This window comes from Bacillus canaveralius (genome assembly GCF_002860125.1).
Lineage (GTDB): Bacteria > Bacillota > Bacilli > Bacillales > Cytobacillaceae > Bacillus_BJ > Bacillus_BJ canaveralius.
This window is the reverse complement of sequence record NZ_PGVA01000009.1, coordinates 22,184-39,781: the sequence shown is the minus strand read 5'-3', so window position 1 is coordinate 39,781 and position 17,598 is coordinate 22,184. Positions and strand designations below refer to the sequence as shown.

Below are 17,598 nucleotides of genomic sequence, written 5' to 3'. Positions count from 1 at the left end.
AAGGAGATACTAGCTTATATTAAAGAGAATAACCAAGCAGGAGGGAACACTATGAGTTGGACGGGCATTGCCCTTTTTATACAGCTGTTTTTCGGTATCGTGATCGGGCTTTACTTTTGGAATTTATTGCGAAACCAGAGAACGCAAAAAGTATCAATCGACCGGGAATCGAAGAAGGAGATGGAGCAACTCCGAAAAATGAGAGCCATTTCACTGACCGAGCCTTTATCAGAAAGAGTCCGCCCTACCACCTTTGGCGATATCGTCGGACAGGAGGATGGGATTAAAGCATTAAAAGCAGCACTTTGCGGCCCCAATCCACAGCATGTGATTATTTACGGTCCGCCCGGTGTTGGAAAAACAGCTGCAGCACGGCTTGTTCTGGAAGAGGCAAAGAAAAATGACAAGTCTCCGTTTAAACCGGCCTCAGTATTTATTGAGCTTGACGCAACGACTGCACGCTTTGATGAGAGGGGCATTGCCGATCCGCTGATTGGCTCGGTCCACGATCCGATTTACCAGGGAGCCGGTGCGATGGGACAAGCAGGTATTCCCCAGCCCAAGCAGGGCGCCGTAACCAACGCCCATGGCGGCGTTTTATTTATAGACGAAATTGGAGAGCTTCACCCAATCCAAATGAACAAGCTCCTGAAAGTACTGGAAGACCGCAAAGTATTCCTTGAGAGTGCCTACTATAATGAAGAAAATGTCCAAATTCCCACCCATATACACGATATTTTTAAAAATGGCTTTCCCGCTGACTTTCGGCTCGTCGGGGCGACGACCCGGACTCCGAACGAGATCGCTCCTGCGATTCGCTCCCGCTGTATGGAAGTCTTTTTCAGGGAACTAAATCAAGAAGAGATTTTGAAAATAGGAAAAAACGCAGCCGATAAAGTTAAGCTCTCGATTACGGACACCGGTTTGGCCATTTTGTCCAGCTATGCCCGCAACGGACGCGAAGCTGTCAATTTAATACAAACCGCAGCAGGTCTTGCGATTACAGAGGAAAGAACTTTTATAAAGGATGAAGATATTGAATGGGTCATTAATACAAGCCAGCTTAGCCCGAGAATGGAAAGGAAAATCAGTCCTGCCTCTACCATCGGTTTGGTGAGCGGGCTTGCTGTGTACGGTGCCAACAATGGTGCGTTGCTGGAAATTGAAGTAACCGTTATTCCTGCCAAAGAAAAAGGTTCCATCAATATTACCGGAATTGTCGAAGAGGAAAGCATTGGTGACAGGGGAAAATCAATTCGTCGCAAGAGCATGGCTAAAGGTTCAATTGAAAACGTGATCACGGTGCTGCGATCAATGCATGTACCTGCAGATGAATTTGATATTCACGTTAATTTCCCGGGCGGTATACCAATAGACGGTCCATCCGCGGGAATCGCAATGGCAACAGGTATATACTCAGCGATCTATAAAATTCCGATTAACCATACGGTAGCGATGACGGGTGAAATAAGCATCCACGGGAATGTCAAGCCTGTCGGTGGCGTATACCCAAAAGTGATCGCAGCCAAAAAAGCAGGTGCCACAATGGTGATCATTCCCGAAGAGAATATGCAGGCGATTTTAAACGAGATAGACGGGATCAACATCATGCCTGTCAGCCATCTTGACGAAGTATTCAAACTTGCGCTTGTGCATGAACATAAAAAAGATCTGGTAACACCGGCATCAATCGACATTGCCAAAAAAGAAAGCATTTAACCGCTTTTTCCGCTTCGGTTTGCTTTAGGAATATCGCAGATCGAAGTTTTTCTTTTAATGAATGAGGTAAAGGTATTAATAGCAGACATATTTTTGTAATAAAAACTGGATAATAAGAAAAGCGAATTTTGAAAATGAGTCCCGCTTAGATGATTGACCAAAGTGCAGTGCTGCCGGAGCTGCTTGCATAATTGGCAATTGCGGCCTTCCCATGCCTTGTTAATAGACACTGCTTCGTAAATGGGTTAGAATTGTACAAAGATTATCCTGAAATATTTTAAACGGATAAAACGATTTGCATTTTGGAGGTGCAAGATTATGGCGAAAAAGAAAGAGATCATCGTCCCCCTCCTGCCGCTTCGGGGTTTGCTTGTATATCCGACCATGGTCCTTCATTTGGATGTAGGCCGGGACAAATCAGTACAGGCACTCGAAAAAGCAATGGTAGATGACCATTTAATTTTTCTGACAACACAAAAAGATATATCGATAGATGAACCTGCGGAAGATGACCTTTTTCGTATGGGAACATTAACGAAAGTAAAGCAGATGCTGAAGCTGCCCAACGGGACAATCCGGGTTTTAGTTGAAGGCTTAAACCGCGCTGAAATCAGTTCCTTTAAGGATGAAGAGGATCATTTTACGGTTTCGTTAAAGGTATATGAAGACAGGGAATCAAAAGATGTGGAAGATCAGGCATTAATGAGAACGATGCTCGAATATTTTGAGCAATACATAAAGATGTCGAAAAAAATATCTGCAGAAACTTATTCCTCTGTTTCGGATATCGAGGAGCCCGGCCGAATGGCAGATATTATTTCTTCCCACCTTCCGCTTAAGCTAAAAGAAAAGCAGGATATTCTCGAAACAATCGATGTGAAAGAACGGATCAACCGGGTCATCGAAATCATTCACAACGAAAAAGAAGTGTTAAACTTAGAGAAGAAAATTGGCCAGCGTGTCAAAAAGTCGATGGAAAGAACACAAAAAGAATACTATTTGCGCGAGCAAATGAAAGCGATCCAAAAGGAACTCGGCGATAAAGAAGGCAAAACCGGTGAAATAGCCGAGTTAACCGAGAAAATTGAACTTGCAGGCATGCCTGAGCATGTCAAAGAAACAGCGTATAAAGAACTGGACAGATATGAAAAGGTGCCGACGACCTCTGCCGAAAGTGCCGTGATCCGTAATTACATCGAATGGCTCGTGTCTATTCCATGGTCGAAATCAACGGAAGATGACTTGGACATCCATAAAGCTGAACGCATCTTGAATCAGGACCATTATGGTCTTGAGACAGTAAAAGAACGTGTGCTTGAATATTTGGCCGTCCAGCAGCTGACCCATTCCTTAAAAGGGCCGATATTGTGTCTGGCCGGCCCTCCAGGCGTCGGAAAAACCAGCCTTGCCCGCTCGATAGCGAGATCATTAAACCGCAATTTTGTCCGGGTCTCTCTTGGCGGAGTCCGTGATGAGTCCGAGATTCGCGGCCATCGCCGCACATATGTTGGCGCAATGCCGGGCCGCATCATCCAGGGAATGAAAAAGTCCGGCACGATCAATCCTGTTTTTCTCCTTGATGAAATTGATAAAATGTCTAACGATTTTCGTGGCGACCCGTCAGCGGCGATGCTCGAAGTACTGGATCCTGAACAAAACCATAATTTCAGTGACCACTATATTGAAGAACAATACGATTTATCAAAGGTTATGTTTATTGCCACCGCCAATAACCTGGCGACGATTCCAGGACCTTTGCGTGACCGGATGGAGATTATCACAATTGCCGGCTATACAGAGCTTGAAAAAATTAATATTGCCAAGGACCACCTCCTTCCCAAGCAACTAAAAGACCACGGTCTATCAAAAGCACAGCTGCAGCTTCGCGAGGATGCCATTCAAAAGGTGGTCCGCTATTATACACGAGAAGCTGGAGTACGGGGGCTCGAGCGCCAGCTTGCAACAATCTGCAGGAAAACGGCGAAGATCATTGTCTCAGGTGAAAAGAAACGTGTCGTCCTCACAGACAGAGGTGTGGAGGAATTTTTAGGCAAACCGAAGTTCCGTTATGGACAAGCTGAACTGGAAGATCAAATCGGTGTTGCAACCGGCCTTGCCTATACGACTGTCGGCGGGGATACACTGCAAATTGAGGTATCACTTGCACCCGGAAAAGGGAAGCTTGTGCTGACGGGAAAATTGGGTGATGTCATGAAGGAATCTGCCCAGGCTGCTTTCAGCTATGTCCGTTCCAAAGCTGAAGAGCTGGGGATCGACAAAGATTTTCACGAAAAGCATGATATTCATATCCATGTGCCTGAAGGAGCAGTTCCAAAGGACGGCCCATCAGCAGGAATTACGATTGCCACCGCACTCGTCTCAGCATTGTCGGGCAGGGCGATCCGAAGAGAAGTCGGCATGACAGGTGAAATTACCTTGAGAGGGCGCGTCCTGCCGATTGGCGGGGTCAAAGAAAAAACGTTAAGTGCGCACCGCGCCGGCTTAACAAAAATTATTCTTCCAAAAGACAATGAAAAAGATATCGATGATATACCGGAAAGCGTTCGTGAACAGTTGGATTTTGTGTTGGTTTCCCATGTTGATGAAGTGTTAAGCCATGCTTTAATAAGCGGTGAAACCACATGAAAGTAGTCAGCTCGGAAATTGTCATCAGTGCCGTAAAGCCTGATCAATATCCACCGGAGGATTTGCCCGAGTTTGCCCTGGCTGGCCGCTCGAATGTAGGAAAATCATCGTTTATCAATAAAATGCTCAATCGCAGGGGTTTGGCAAGGATCTCGTCAAAACCCGGGAAAACACAAACTTTAAACTTCTATTTAATTAACGACGTGCTTCATTTTGTTGACGTTCCCGGATACGGATACGCCAAAGTTTCCAAGCGGGAGCGTGAAGCATGGGGAAGAATGATCGAAACATACTTAACAAACAGGGAACAGCTCAAAGCCGTTCTCCTGATTGTTGATCTGCGGCATCCGCCAACAGAAGACGATATCATGATGTATAACTTTTTGAAGCATTATGATATCCCGTGCATCATCATTGCGACAAAAGCGGATAAAATTTCAAAAAGCAAATGGCAAAAGCATTTGCGAATTACAAAAGAAACACTTGATCTTGATGAGCATGACCATATTGTCCTCTTTTCCTCGGAAACAGGCGAGGGCAAAGAAAAAGCCTGGTCGATCATTGCGAGTTATATGTGAACAAAAAAGCCTGACAGCTCTGTGCCGTCAGGCTTTTTCGTGTTTAGATAGATATATATATAAATGTACGTAATCGGAGGAAATTTCACAATGTGCTAAGGTACACCGAAAAACGAATGAAGTTGTCTAAAATAAACAAGAGAATGCCGTAGGAAACGAATAATAATATCTTAATATTAAATAACTGTTCGTTTTTGGAATTAAAGAATTGCTTAACGAAATTCACCCAGGTAGAATTTCATGTTATTTCGTGCCAGCTGTCATAAATCTTGCTCTTTAATAATATTAATAAGGAAAAAATAACTATGCGAAAGGAAAGTTTCTTAAAACTATGGTTTGATCATGAGCATTTTGGGGGATATGGGAGGATAGGGCCGAAAAAAGCGACTAGGAGCAGATGGTTAATAGTGACCCGGTGTAATCACTGATTTTCTCGAATTATCGTATAATATGAATTTTGTGAAAATTGCTGCTGGATGTTAAGGTTAATAGTGTTACAAAAAAGTAGAGAAAAAGAGGGGGAATCATTCAAGTGAAAAAGTTACTTAGCTCAGCCATTATATTCTTCTCGGTTTTTATTCTTGGGGCATGCGGCTCTGAGGAAGCTGAATCAAATGGAATGAACTTAGCAGAAGAAGGTAAATTCACATTTGCTTCTTCCGGTGAATTCAATCCATTTAGCGTAACCGGTGCAGATGGAAAAATGACCGGTTTTGACATTGAAGTAGGTGAAGCAGTAGCGAAAGAGCTCGGACTTGAACCGGTTCAAAAAAAGTTCAAGTTTGGCGGAATTGTTGAAGGCGTAAAGTCAGGCCGTTTTGACGCAGCTGTGGCAAGCCACACGATTAATAAGGATCGTTTAAAAGCTGTTAACTTTTCAACCCCGTATTATTATTCAGGACCGCAAATCTTCGTTCGCCCTGGCGAATCGATTGAAAGCCTCGATGATTTGAAAGACAAGGAAGTTGCCGTAGCGAAAGGCTCGACATATGCCAGTACAGCCGAAAAAGTGACCGATAATATCATTTTTTATGATAGTGATGTAACGGCGCTTGAATCGTTGAGCAAAGGAAAGCATGATGCTGTTATAACCGATTTTGTCACCGGTAAGGAAGCGATCGGTTCCGGAATGGCGATTGAAGGGAAAGAACTGCTTGGGCGCAGTGAGCAGGCGATTGCGGTGGCAAAAGAAAATGAGGAATTGCTTAAAAAAATAAACGAAGCGTTAGAAACGCTTCGAAAAAACGGTAAGCTGAAAGAAATCAGTGAGAAATACATTGGCGAGGATATTACAGTAGATCCAGAAGAACAGTAATCAGTTGGGACGAGTCGTAACTACTGCGCATTCGTCCCTTTCTGTTTTAACGATATGATAAGTTGTTTTTTTGAAGGAGGAGGACTATTGGAGTTTTTTACAAAATTTATTGATACGTACGATGTGTTCTTACGAGGGATGGTGCTCACCTTTCAGTTAACAGCAGTATCTGTGTTCATCGCCATCTTTATCGGCCTATTTTTTGCCTTTTTAAAAATCTCAAAAATAAAAGTCCTTGAATGGATCGCCGATCTTTACATTTTCCTGGTGCGGGGAACTCCGCTCGTTGTCCAAATTTTTATCTTCTATTTCGGATTGACTGCTCTCGATATCTCCCAGTTTACGTCAGTCGTATTGGGACTGGCTTTCCACAACGGTGCTTATATTGCAGAAATATTCAGGGGTACAATCCAATCAATAGATCAAGGACAGCGGGAGGCCGGCCGTTCACTCGGTATGACAGCAGGGCAGACGATGCGGAGAATTATTTTGCCGCAGGCGATTAGGAGAGCGATGCCGCCGCTTGGCAATCAGTTTATAATCGCATTAAAGGATTCTTCACTTGCGTCATTTATCGGAATGTACGAGCTCTTTAATGTCGCAACCACCTATGGTTCAAATCAATACGATTATATGACATATTTGTTAATCGTCGCTGTATACTATCTGATTCTCGTATTATTATTCTCAATTATTGTAAAAGTAATTGAAACGCGATTGTCGATAAGTGATTAATAGGAAGGAGGCTCGCAAATTTGAGTAAACGAGCCATGATCGAAGTTCAAAAGCTGAACAAGTCATTCGGAGATCTTCACGTGTTGAAAGATATCGATATGACTGTGAAAGAAAGCGATGTTGTCTGCCTGATCGGGGCAAGCGGATCGGGAAAGAGCACCTTCCTTCGCTGCCTTAACTTTTTGGAGTTGAAAGACAGCGGCAATATCATCATTGAAGGTGAGCGTATTGAAGCAGACACTCATAATCTTAATCACGTAAGGGAAAGGGTCGGAATGGTTTTTCAACATTTTTATTTGTTTCCCCATAAAACCGTTATCGAAAATATTATTGAAGCCCCAATCCATGTAAAAAAAGTAGCGAAGGAACAAGCTAGAAAAGAAGCGCGGGAGCTTTTAAAAAAGGTAGGACTCAGCGATAAAGAGAATGTATATCCCGGAAAGCTATCCGGCGGGCAGAAACAGCGTGTTGCGATCGCCCGGGCGTTAGCGATGAAACCGGATATTATGCTGTTTGATGAACCAACTTCGGCACTTGATCCTGAGCTTGTCGGAGAAGTATTGGCAACGATGAAGGAGCTTGCAGAAGACGGAATGACGATGGTCGTCGTGACCCATGAGATGGGGTTTGCCCGCGAAGTAGCCGACTGGGCCGTCTATATGGACGACGGAAAAATTGTTGAGGAAGGGCCTCCGTTGCAACTTTTTGACAATCCTAAAGAGCAGCGGACAAAAGATTTTCTAAATTCGGTGTTATAAAAAAGGAAGTCAGGGAAGTATTCATATAATCCCTGTATTCCTTTTATTTTTTCCAGAATGGCGGTGTCTAATAGGTACTTCCACCTAGTCTACTTTTTCTTAAAAAATAGCATATACACACCGATCAGGACGAGAACGGCAGGCCAGAATTTCCAGGCAAGCGACACGCTGTTTTCAAGCAGTCCGAACCAGTTCGCGATCTTGTCGTAAAACATTAACAAGGCGGCAAGCGCCAAAAATAACAACCCTTGAAACAGTCCGTTGCCGACCTTTTGGTAGCGCAGCAAAAAGCCGAGTGCGATCACCAAAATAAAGGTCCCGATATGATCCGGCCAGATTTCGAGACGGTTGACGACATGAAAATGAAGACCAAAACCGACTAAAATAACACCGGGAAGAATCGCCTCATAGTCTCTTGCTCCATACCCTTGTCCCAAAAAGGCAATGCCGACGATCATCAGCAGGGTCGGCCAAGTATAAAATTCCTGGAATAATGTGAATTGGGATTGCTGCAAGTAGAAATAGAGGCCAAAACCAATTAATATGACTCCAGGGAAAATACGCTGATTTTTCATTCTTTTACCACTCCAGTAACGATTGCTTGAATATATAAGCTTTTTTTGATAATGTACAGAAGGAAGTATTTGTCGATTCATGACTTTAGTATGATAAAAACAACAATAACCAGGCATGAATAAGCCTATTCTGCTTTTCTATGTTACCATATTTATTTCGGTTTCTGTTCACATTTTTAACGGGAACATCGGAAGTGGACATGTTATAATAATATTAGTTTTTCTATGCAATTTTGTTTGGGGGTGGAAATAACAAATGCATATTTTAGTTGTCGGTCTTAACTATAAAACGGCCCCTGTCGAAATTAGGGAACGATTAACGTTTAACGAGCCGGACTTGGGTGAGGCGATGAAAGCTCTAAAAGAGAAAAAGAGCATTCTCGAAAACGTGATTATTTCCACGTGCAACCGTACGGAAATATATGCAGTTGTCGACCAGTTACATACTGGCCGCTATTATATAAAAGAATTTTTGTCACAGTGGTTTGGAATCGAACAAAATGAATTTTCACCGTTCTTATTTATTTATGAACAAGACGGAGCGGTCGAGCATTTGTTCAAAGTTTCATGCGGCTTAAACTCAATGATTCTTGGCGAGACACAAATACTGGGACAGGTGCGTTCCAGCTTTCTGCTCGCGCAGGCAGAAAACACGATTGGAACGGTGTTTAACCAGCTTTTTAAACAATCTGTCACTGTCGCCAAACGCGGCCACGCTGAAACCGATATCGGTGCAAATGCTGTTTCAGTCAGCTATGCAGCCGTAGAACTTGCCAAGAAGATTTTCGGCTCTCTCGAGAATAAGCATGTTCTTGTGCTTGGGGCAGGCAAAATGGGTGAACTTGCCATTCAAAACCTTCATGCGAACGGAGCCAGCAAAGTGACGGTCATTAACCGCACTTTTGAAAAAGCGGCCAATTTGGCCAACCGCTTTTCCGGCCAGGCAAAAACGCTCCAAGAGTTGCAATGTGCCCTCATAGATGCGGATATTTTAATCAGTTCGACTGGAGCAAATGGCTTTGTCGTCACAAAGGAACAAATGCTCCAGGTTGAAAAAATGCGCAAAGGCAAGCCTTTATTCATGGTTGACATTGCCGTGCCGCGCGATTTGGACCCAGCGCTTGCAGAGCTGGAAGGTGTTTTCCTTTACGATATTGACGATCTTGAAGGCATAGTTGAATCCAACCTGAAAGAGCGGCAAAAGGCAGCGGAAAAGATTATGATGATGATTGAGGCGGAAATCGTTGAATTCAAACAGTGGCTGAAGATGCTTGGAGTTGTTCCTGTTATTTCGGCGCTTCGCGAAAAAGCGCTCACGATCCAGGCTGATACGATGCAGAGCCTCGAAAGAAAGCTTCCTAATTTGTCAGAGCGGGATATAAAGGTACTAAATAAGCATACGAAGAGCATTATCAACCAGCTTTTAAAGGATCCGATTTTGCAGGCGAAGGAACTGGCCTCACAGCCTGATGCCGATCAGGCCCTTGACTTATTTGTCAAGATTTTCAACATTGAACAGCTTGTTGCAGGGCAGCAAGAAATGAAAGCGGCCGATAAAGAAAAGGTTAACGTTCATTCAACGGAGGCTTCCTTTCAATCATAAGAGAGGGTGCTGATTATGTTTGACATTTATATGACTCGGCTGCACGAACTGACGATTGTTCTGTATGCCTTAAGCGTGCTTTTATATTTTATCGATTTTCTTCACCATAACCGGAAGGCGAATAAAGCAGCCTTCTGGTTACTTGCATTTGTATGGGTTTTGCAAACTTCATTTCTGTTTTTATATATGCTGAAAACGGGCCGGTTTCCGGTTCTGACGATTTTTGAAGGCCTTTATTTCTATGCATGGGTGCTGATCACCTTGTCATTGGCAATCAACCGTCTATTGCGGGTTGATTTTATCGTTTTTTTCGCCAATATATTGGGATTTATGATTATGGCGATTCATACATTTATGCCGATCCAGTATGAATCAGAAATAATCGCCCGGCAGCTCGTTTCCGAACTGCTGTTAATCCATATTACGATGGCGATTTTGTCGTACGGCGCGTTCTCCCTTTCGTTTGTATTCTCGCTTCTGTATTTGATTCAATACGATTTGCTGAAACGGAAAAAATGGGGCAAACGCTTGATGCGGATTACCGATTTATCAAGATTGGAGCATATGTCTTACGTTTTAAACGTCATTGGCGTACCAATGCTGATACTGGGCCTTATTCTTGGAGTGCAGTGGGCCTATATTAAAGTGCCGGATATGCATTGGTTTGACGCGAAGGTAATAGGCTCTTTCATTGTCCTGGCCGCTTACAGCATCTATCTGTACCAGCGCGTCGCGAAAGGGAAGTTTGGCAAATCGCTTGCACTCTGGAATGTCGCGTCATTTTTAATCGTCTTAATTAATTTTTTCCTTTTCGGGCAATTATCTTCTTTTCATTTTTGGAATACGTGATTTTTAGGAGGCAGTCATGAGAAAAATAATAGTCGGTTCAAGACGGAGCAAGCTGGCATTAACACAAACGAATTGGGTGATTGATCAATTAAAGAAGTTTGATCCCGCGTTCGATTTTGAAGTGAAGGAAATTGTCACAAAGGGTGACCGGATTTTAGATGTGACGCTTTCCAAAGTAGGCGGGAAAGGTCTTTTCGTCAAGGAGATCGAGCAGGCAATGATCGACGGGGACATTGATATGGCAGTTCATAGCATGAAAGATATGCCGGCTGTCCTTCCTGACGGCCTGACAATCGGCTGTATCCCAGAACGTGAAGACGCCCGGGATGCGCTGATCTCGAAAAGCCGTCTTCCTCTCGCCGAACTGAGACCAGGGGCGGTAATCGGAACGAGCAGCCTGCGCAGAAGCGCACAGCTCCTCGCAGTGCGGCCTGACCTTGAGATTAAATGGATCCGCGGCAATATCGATACCCGTCTTGGCAAGCTTGAAACGGAAGAATACGATGCGATTATTCTGGCTGCTGCCGGTTTATCAAGAATGGGCTGGGCAACAGACGTAGTCACCGAATTTTTAGATCCCGAGGTTTGCGTCCCGGCTGTCGGCCAGGGTGCACTTTCAATTGAATGCCGGGAGTCGGATTCAGAACTGCGTGCCCTGTTTGATAAGTTCACGAGTACGGACACTGCAAGAACGGTTCGTGCTGAACGGGCTTATCTCAATATGATGGAGGGCGGCTGCCAGGTTCCGATTGCCGGCTATGCCACTAGTGCTGAAGACGGTGCGATTGTTTTAACGGCGCTTGTCGCTTCACCTGATGGCAAAACGATTTATAAAGAGCAGGTGAGGGGACAAGACCCTGAAAGGCTTGGAGTATTGGCGGCAGAAAAGCTAATCGAAAAAGGCGCCAAAAATTTAATCGACCAGGTAAAAAGGGAGCTTGACCAACAATGACTGCTGCCCTGCCTTTGCAAGGAAAAACCGTTTTAATCCCAAGATCAAAAAAACAGGCAAGTTCATTTTCGGATCTTGTCAGAAGGTATGGAGGGATTCCGGTGGAAATCCCTCTTATTGATTTTAAGGCTGCAGAAAAATCCGCAGCAATAGTAAAAGCATGCGAAAACTTGCATACTTATAATTGGATTATTTTTACGAGCAGTGTAACGGTCGAGACATTTTTTTCTTTTTTGCCGCACTTTCAAAGCGATTCCTTTCCTAAAATTGCGGCGATTGGCGAAAAAACGAGGCAGCGGCTTCTTAAAAAAGGGCTGGTAACCGGATTTACACCATCCGAGTATGTAGCGGAAGCCTTTGTAAAAGAGTTTTTGCCATTGTTGGAAGGCGGCGAGAAGATTTTGCTGCCGAAGGGGAATCTTGCCCGCGGGTACATTGCAGAATCGCTTCGGAAAGCAGGGGCGGCTGTCGATGAGCTAATCATTTATGAAACCTTTTTACCTCCGGCCAGCCGCAGCCGGCTCACTGACATGATTAAAGGGAAGCAGCTTGATATTTTGACTTTTACAAGCCCTTCGATCGTCGACCACTTCTTTGAAACGGCAGCAGCTGAAGGCCTGAAGGATAGTGTTAATGATTGTCTGGTTGCCTGTATCGGGCCGGTGACGAAGGCAAGGGCCGAGTTTTATGGCCTTATAGTACATGTAATGCCTGACACCTATACGGTTCAAGGAATGGTAAACAATTTGGCTACATATTTAACATCAGGAGGTAATAATAATGAGTCTACAATTTAACCGTCATCGCCGCTTGCGGCAAACAGCTGCGATGCGCGAACTCGTCCGTGAAAACTTTTTGCGTTTGGAAGATTTGATTTACCCGCTATTTATCGCAGAAGGTGACAATATAAGAAAAGAAATTTCTTCAATGCCAGGTGTCTTTAATTTATCATTGGACAGGCTTGAAGAAGAAATGAACGAAGTCGTTTCACTCGGCATTAAATCTGTCCTCTTGTTTGGAATTCCGGCGGAAAAAGATGAGTGCGGGCAGGGAGCCTTTCATGACCATGGAATTGTCCAGGAAGCGACCCGCTTAATTAAAAAAAGCTTCCCGAATATCGTCGTGGTTGCTGACACATGTCTATGCGAATACACGAGCCATGGCCATTGCGGAGTGATTGAGAACGGAAAGGTTTTGAACGATCCATCGCTCGAGTTGCTCGTCCAAACCGCAGTCAGCCAGGCAAAGGCCGGCGCCGACATCATTGCCCCATCCAATATGATGGATGGCTTTGTTGCGGCAATACGCGCAGGGCTGGACGAAGCAGGCTTTGAGGATGTGCCGATCATGTCTTACGCCGTCAAATATGCGTCTGCTTTCTATGGCCCGTTCCGTGAGGCTGCTGAAAGCACTCCGCAGTTCGGTGACAGGAAATCGTACCAGATGGATCCGGCCAACAGGCTTGAAGCCTTAAGGGAAGCGGAATCCGATTTAATGGAAGGTGCTGACTTTCTGATCGTTAAGCCCGGCATGCCGTATTTAGATATACTAAGGGATGTAAAAAACAATATAAATCTCCCAATGGTTATTTATAATGTCAGCGGAGAATATTCAATGGTCAAAGCGGCTGCGCAAAATGGCTGGATCGACGAAAAAAATATTGTCATGGAAATGTTAACAGGCATGAAGCGTGCCGGAGCCGATCTGATTATTACGTATCACGCAAAGGATGCGGCACGCTGGCTAAGAGAACAGTAAACCACTTCCAACCTAATGAAAAGAGGGATAGCGATGCGTTCTTATCAAAAATCTGCTGAGGCTTTTAAAGAAGCCAGGAAGCTTATGCCGGGGGGAGTCAACAGCCCGGTCCGCGCGTTTAAATCGGTGAACATGGAGCCGATTTTTATGGCAGGCGGGAAAGGCTCGAAAATTTACGATATTGATGGCAATGAATATATCGATTATGTCCTTTCATGGGGCCCGTTAATTCTTGGCCATTCGAATGACCGGGTGATTGAATCGATTAAAAAGGTTGCCGAGCAGGGAACAAGCTTTGGCGCCCCGACACTGATTGAAAATGAGCTGGCAAAGCTGGTCATTGATCGTGTCCCGTCGATTGAAATGGTGCGCATGGTGTCTTCGGGCACCGAGGCGACGATGAGTGCGTTACGTTTAGCCCGCGGCTATACAGGACGGAATAAGATTGTTAAATTCGAAGGCTGTTACCATGGCCATGGTGATTCTTTGCTAATAAAGGCCGGTTCCGGTGTCGCCACTCTCGGGCTTCCGGACAGCCCCGGTGTTCCTGAAGGGATTGCCCGGAACACGATCACGGTACCTTATAATGATCTTGACGGTTTAACGGCGGCATTTAAGCAATTTGGCGAAGATATCGCTGCTGTGATTGTCGAGCCGGTTGCCGGCAATATGGGCGTTGTTCCGCCGCAGCCGGGCTTTCTCGAAGGAATCCGCGAAATTACGACGCAATATGGCACGTTACTAATCTTTGATGAAGTTATGACAGGCTTCCGTGTCAGCTATCATTGTGCCCAGGGTTATTACGGTGTCACACCTGACTTAACCTGCCTCGGAAAAGTGATCGGCGGGGGACTGCCGGTTGGCGCTTACGGTGGCAAGGTAGAAATTATGGAAAGAATCGCTCCGAGCGGACCTATTTACCAGGCTGGAACTTTATCAGGAAACCCGCTGGCAATGACAGCAGGCCTCGAAACGCTAAGCCAGTTGACACCTGAATCGTATCAGGAGTTTGAAAGGAAAGCGGACCAGCTTGAGGAGGGCTTTAAAGCAGCCGCCGAAAAATATGGCGTCCCCCATACGGTAAACCGGGCCGGTTCGATGATTGGATTCTTTTTTACCAATGAGGAAGTCACCAATTATGAAAAAGCGAAAACCTCGAACCTGGACTATTTTGCAGCTTATTACCGGGAAATGGCGGATCAAGGAGTGTTTTTACCGCCATCGCAATTTGAAGGCCTTTTCTTATCAACCGCACATAGCGATGAAGATATAGCGAAAACAATCAGTGCTGCAGAGCAGGCTTTTTCCAAGCTGAAGGGGTAAAGTCAGCACGGTGAACTAAACTGCGGATGTTTTACAGGATGCGAAACAGAATCAGGAAACTAATAAAAACGCCTTGGATTGGACAGCAATCCGGGCGTTTTTGTATGTTGAACCCGCCAAATCTTATCATAAAAAATTTGTTCGATTCATAAGGTGATAATGACATTGTTGATATTTCGAAGGAGGACGAAAGGAGGAATTGCTTTGTCTCAAGGGAATCAGTCGTTTTTGCGATTTTCTTTGGAAGAGTCGTTATGGTTCCAAAAAGGACAGGAAGTCGCAGAGCTTGTTTCGGTTTCGCTTGATCCGAATATTACGATCCAGGAAAACGAACAATATGTGACGATTCGAGGTTCATTGGAATTGTCAGGAGAATATAAAAAGCATGAAGAAGCGGCGGCAGACAATGGCAAAGAGATAACTGGAGCTAAATTTGTCCACGGTGTCGAAGAGCGGGACGAAGGGATTTGTGAATTTATTCACCGTTTTCCGGTAGACATTACTATTCCCAATAACCGGATTCAAAGTGTGTTTGATATTGATATTCAAGTGGATTCATTTGATTATTTATTCCCGGAAAGAAGCTGCATGAAGCTGACAGCCGATTTAACCATTTCCGGGCTCTACGGTGAGCAGCAAACAAGCCCGGTTGAGGAAGAAATCGACACGGAGTATGAAGTGTTGAGACCAGTATCTTCTCCTTTTTTCACGGATGCTTACGGGGAACAGAGTCAGCCTGCGTTAGCAGGGCAGGAAGCGAAATTGCAGCCAGGAGTCGAACAAGAGCAACTTGAAGCGACGCAGCAGTCCGAACATGGTGAAGAAAACCTTGAACCAGTCTTGCAGTCCGAACCCGCTGAAGAAACGCGGCAACCAATGTTACAGTCCGAACCCACTGAAGAAACGCGGCAACCAGTCTTACGGTTAGTTTCCGATCCAGCAGAGAATGCAAAAAACGGTGTCGCGAAAGAAGAGGCAGATTTATATGAGCCTTTTGAGGCTGAAGCAAGAAAGCAGCCAGAGACAGGCACTGTCCATGAAGCGGAGCAGCCAACGGTTGAAAAAGTCGAGCAGAGCCTTCCAGTCGAAAAAACTCCGGAAATATCTTTTTCTGCGCAGCGGAGTGAATATGTAGCTCCATCAACAGAAGAGCTTTCCGAATACACCAGTACCGAAGAGCAAGTGGAGGAGGAGCCGGAAGAGGCCCAAGAAACTCCGCCGAAACAGGAAGAACAGGCTGAAGAATCAGAGGACGAATCTTCAGAGGAAATCCAAGTGAAAAAGAAAAAGGGTTCAAAAAAGAAAAGCATGTCTTTAACCGAGTTTTTTGCAAGAAAAGAAGAAGAAGAGCACACCAAATTGAAGATATGTATCGTACAGCATGGTGATACAATCGACACACTTGCCGAGCGTTATGATGTGTCAACCGCCACGCTGCAGAGGGTTAACCATTTAGAAGCAACTCAGGATGTTTACGAAGGCCAGGTTTTATACATTCCCGTTGCAATGGCAGGCAAGCGTTAAACAAAGCAAGCAGGCACTGCATGTCTGTCGCAATTTTATACGGCTGGAGCGGACGGTAAAAAAGCTTTTTGCCGCCGCTTTCCTTTTTCCTTTTAATTGTATCCTTCTCGTTGTGCCTCGAGCTGTCATCCAAGGCTTGAGTTTTTCTAAATGTTTCATTCAATTTGGCGTTGACGGTTCGAAAGAGAGTGATCATAATGAGCGATGATGACCGGTTGAGATCTATTTCGCCAATTTTAAATAGCTATGCGGTCAAACCGTATTTTGTTGAAGATTTCGGCAGCATTCAAAAAATTTATTCAGACAAAGGCACTTTTGCCTTGAAGAAAATTGCTCTCTCGAACAGGACTGATTTCGTCAGGCATATACATTTTTTGTACCAAAAAGGCTACAACCGGATTGTGCCGATCTACCCTGCAACAGATGGCCGTTACGCGGTTTTGCATAAAAATATGCTCTATTATTTAATGCCCTGGCTTCCGAACGAAGAAAGGGAAAATCAGTTCCAGAAGCATCAGCAGCTGTTTCGGGAGTTGGCCAGGCTGCACACTTTATCTGCAAAGGATATCAAAATAACAAGCGACGAGCGGAACGAACACTACGAAACGACTGTGCAGCAATGGGAAAAAGATAAAGGATTTCTGTTCGAATTTATTGATCAATGCGAAAAAAAACTGTATATGTCCCCGTTCGAGTTGATGTTCTGCTTGTATTATCATGAAATTAGCCAGGCTTTACTTTTTTCGCAGCGAAAGCTTGAAGAATGGCATGAGAAAACGAAGGACGCTGAAAAAGCAAGGATCGTTCTCGTTCACGGTAAAGTTTCAATTGAACACTTTTTATTTGATAACCGTGGCTATGGCTATTTTATTAATTTTGAACAGTCGCGCCCCGCGTCGCCGGCCCATGATTTGCTGCCGTTTCTATCGCGCACTTTAAAAACGTACCCGCGACAATGCAATGATTGCATTGACTGGGTATACAGCTATTTTAAATATTTCCCTTTCAAAGAGGATGAGATGATGCTTTTTTTGAGCTATCTGGCCTATCCTGGACAAATCATTCGGACAGCTGTAGATTACTTTCAAAAAACGACGCGAAAACAAGAACGAAAGCTTGTGCAACAATTGCAGCGCCATTTTTGGCACTTGAAAAATACAGAATTTCTCGTCATGAAAATCGATGAAATAGAGAGGCAAAAAAAGCAGGAAAAAGAAGGAAGCCAGGAGAAAGAAGGAGCCCAGGAAAACAATTCCTAAGGGC

Annotated in this window: 15 protein-coding genes; 14 read left to right on the top strand and 1 reads right to left on the bottom strand. The window is 44.6% G+C overall.

What is annotated here, in order from left to right; all coding sequences use genetic code 11:
- Positions 1-51: 51 nt before the first annotated feature.
- The 6 genes from lonB (at position 52) to CU635_RS05115 (ending at position 7,751) form a co-directional block, all read left to right on the top strand.
- Entirely contained in the window at positions 52-1,719 is a 1,668-nt protein-coding gene (lonB, locus tag CU635_RS05140; protein ID WP_101576110.1) for an ATP-dependent protease LonB, read from the top strand.
- A 318-nt stretch (positions 1,720-2,037) separates the two neighbouring features.
- Positions 2,038-4,365, top strand: coding sequence for an endopeptidase La (gene lon, locus CU635_RS05135; RefSeq protein WP_101576109.1), 2,328 nt, complete (start codon positions 2,038-2,040; stop codon positions 4,363-4,365).
- Positions 4,362-4,943: a ribosome biogenesis GTP-binding protein YihA/YsxC gene (yihA, locus tag CU635_RS05130; protein WP_101576108.1), complete on the top strand. Its 582-nt coding sequence runs from the start codon at positions 4,362-4,364 to the stop codon at positions 4,941-4,943. The genes lon and yihA overlap by 4 nt, the downstream gene beginning before the upstream one ends.
- 532 nt (positions 4,944-5,475) lie before the next feature.
- Positions 5,476-6,258, top strand: a complete 783-nt coding sequence (locus CU635_RS05125; protein WP_245917325.1) for a transporter substrate-binding domain-containing protein — start codon at positions 5,476-5,478, stop codon at positions 6,256-6,258.
- A gap of 54 nt (positions 6,259-6,312) precedes the next feature.
- On the top strand, positions 6,313-6,993 hold the full coding sequence (locus tag CU635_RS05120; RefSeq protein WP_180956590.1) for an amino acid ABC transporter permease: 681 nt from the start codon (positions 6,313-6,315) through the stop codon (positions 6,991-6,993).
- 35 nt (positions 6,994-7,028) lie between these two features.
- Positions 7,029-7,751, top strand: coding sequence for an amino acid ABC transporter ATP-binding protein (locus CU635_RS05115; RefSeq protein WP_180956591.1), 723 nt, complete (start codon positions 7,029-7,031; stop codon positions 7,749-7,751).
- 89 nt (positions 7,752-7,840) lie between these two features.
- Here CU635_RS05115 and CU635_RS05110 read toward each other — a convergent pair whose 3' ends face one another.
- Positions 7,841-8,326 (bottom strand): LiaI-LiaF-like domain-containing protein, encoded by a 486-nt coding sequence (locus tag CU635_RS05110; RefSeq protein WP_101576105.1) that lies wholly within the window; start codon positions 8,324-8,326, stop codon positions 7,841-7,843.
- A gap of 256 nt (positions 8,327-8,582) precedes the next feature.
- Between CU635_RS05110 and hemA the strand changes: the two genes are divergently transcribed.
- From hemA to ysxE, 8 genes are all read left to right on the top strand, one after another.
- Positions 8,583-9,929 carry a glutamyl-tRNA reductase gene (gene hemA / locus CU635_RS05105; RefSeq protein WP_101576104.1) on the top strand — a complete coding sequence of 449 codons (1,347 nt, stop codon included), beginning with the start codon at positions 8,583-8,585 and terminating at the stop codon, positions 9,927-9,929.
- A 15-nt stretch (positions 9,930-9,944) separates the two neighbouring features.
- Positions 9,945-10,778 carry a cytochrome C assembly family protein gene (locus CU635_RS05100; RefSeq protein ID WP_101576103.1) on the top strand — a complete coding sequence of 278 codons (834 nt, stop codon included), beginning with the start codon at positions 9,945-9,947 and terminating at the stop codon, positions 10,776-10,778.
- A 16-nt stretch (positions 10,779-10,794) separates the two neighbouring features.
- A complete protein-coding gene (gene hemC, locus CU635_RS05095) occupies positions 10,795-11,730 on the top strand; it encodes a hydroxymethylbilane synthase (RefSeq protein ID WP_101576102.1) in 936 nt (311 codons plus the stop codon).
- A complete protein-coding gene (locus CU635_RS05090; protein ID WP_101576101.1) occupies positions 11,727-12,527 on the top strand; it encodes a uroporphyrinogen-III synthase in 801 nt (266 codons plus the stop codon). Before hemC ends, CU635_RS05090 begins: the two co-directional genes overlap by 4 nt.
- Positions 12,511-13,488 carry a porphobilinogen synthase gene (gene hemB / locus CU635_RS05085; RefSeq protein ID WP_101576100.1) on the top strand — a complete coding sequence of 326 codons (978 nt, stop codon included), beginning with the start codon at positions 12,511-12,513 and terminating at the stop codon, positions 13,486-13,488. Before CU635_RS05090 ends, hemB begins: the two co-directional genes overlap by 17 nt.
- Before the next feature lie 33 nt (positions 13,489-13,521).
- Entirely contained in the window at positions 13,522-14,811 is a 1,290-nt protein-coding gene (gene hemL, locus CU635_RS05080; RefSeq protein ID WP_101576099.1) for a glutamate-1-semialdehyde 2,1-aminomutase, read from the top strand.
- A gap of 204 nt (positions 14,812-15,015) precedes the next feature.
- The gene (gene spoVID / locus CU635_RS05075; protein WP_101576098.1) at positions 15,016-16,335 is read left to right on the top strand and encodes a stage VI sporulation protein D; all 1,320 of its coding nucleotides are present in this window, start codon (positions 15,016-15,018) and stop codon (positions 16,333-16,335) included.
- A 197-nt stretch (positions 16,336-16,532) separates the two neighbouring features.
- Positions 16,533-17,594, top strand: a complete 1,062-nt coding sequence (gene ysxE, locus CU635_RS05070; RefSeq protein WP_101576097.1) for a spore coat protein YsxE — start codon at positions 16,533-16,535, stop codon at positions 17,592-17,594.
- Positions 17,595-17,598: the final 4 nt, after the last annotated feature.

Coding starts and splice junctions, on each gene's coding strand:
- lonB (WP_101576110.1), top strand. CDS start 52: ATGAGTTGGACGGGCATTGCCCTTTTTATACAGCTGTTTTTCGGTATC.
- lon (WP_101576109.1), top strand. CDS start 2,038: ATGGCGAAAAAGAAAGAGATCATCGTCCCCCTCCTGCCGCTTCGGGGT.
- yihA (WP_101576108.1), top strand. CDS start 4,362: ATGAAAGTAGTCAGCTCGGAAATTGTCATCAGTGCCGTAAAGCCTGAT.
- CU635_RS05120 (WP_180956590.1), top strand. CDS start 6,313: ATGATAAGTTGTTTTTTTGAAGGAGGAGGACTATTGGAGTTTTTTACA.
- CU635_RS05115 (WP_180956591.1), top strand. CDS start 7,029: ATGATCGAAGTTCAAAAGCTGAACAAGTCATTCGGAGATCTTCACGTG.
- CU635_RS05110 (WP_101576105.1), bottom strand. CDS start 8,326: ATGAAAAATCAGCGTATTTTCCCTGGAGTCATATTAATTGGTTTTGGC.
- hemA (WP_101576104.1), top strand. CDS start 8,583: ATGCATATTTTAGTTGTCGGTCTTAACTATAAAACGGCCCCTGTCGAA.
- CU635_RS05100 (WP_101576103.1), top strand. CDS start 9,945: ATGTTTGACATTTATATGACTCGGCTGCACGAACTGACGATTGTTCTG.
- hemC (WP_101576102.1), top strand. CDS start 10,795: ATGAGAAAAATAATAGTCGGTTCAAGACGGAGCAAGCTGGCATTAACA.
- CU635_RS05090 (WP_101576101.1), top strand. CDS start 11,727: ATGACTGCTGCCCTGCCTTTGCAAGGAAAAACCGTTTTAATCCCAAGA.
- hemB (WP_101576100.1), top strand. CDS start 12,511: ATGAGTCTACAATTTAACCGTCATCGCCGCTTGCGGCAAACAGCTGCG.
- hemL (WP_101576099.1), top strand. CDS start 13,522: ATGCGTTCTTATCAAAAATCTGCTGAGGCTTTTAAAGAAGCCAGGAAG.
- ysxE (WP_101576097.1), top strand. CDS start 16,533: ATGAGCGATGATGACCGGTTGAGATCTATTTCGCCAATTTTAAATAGC.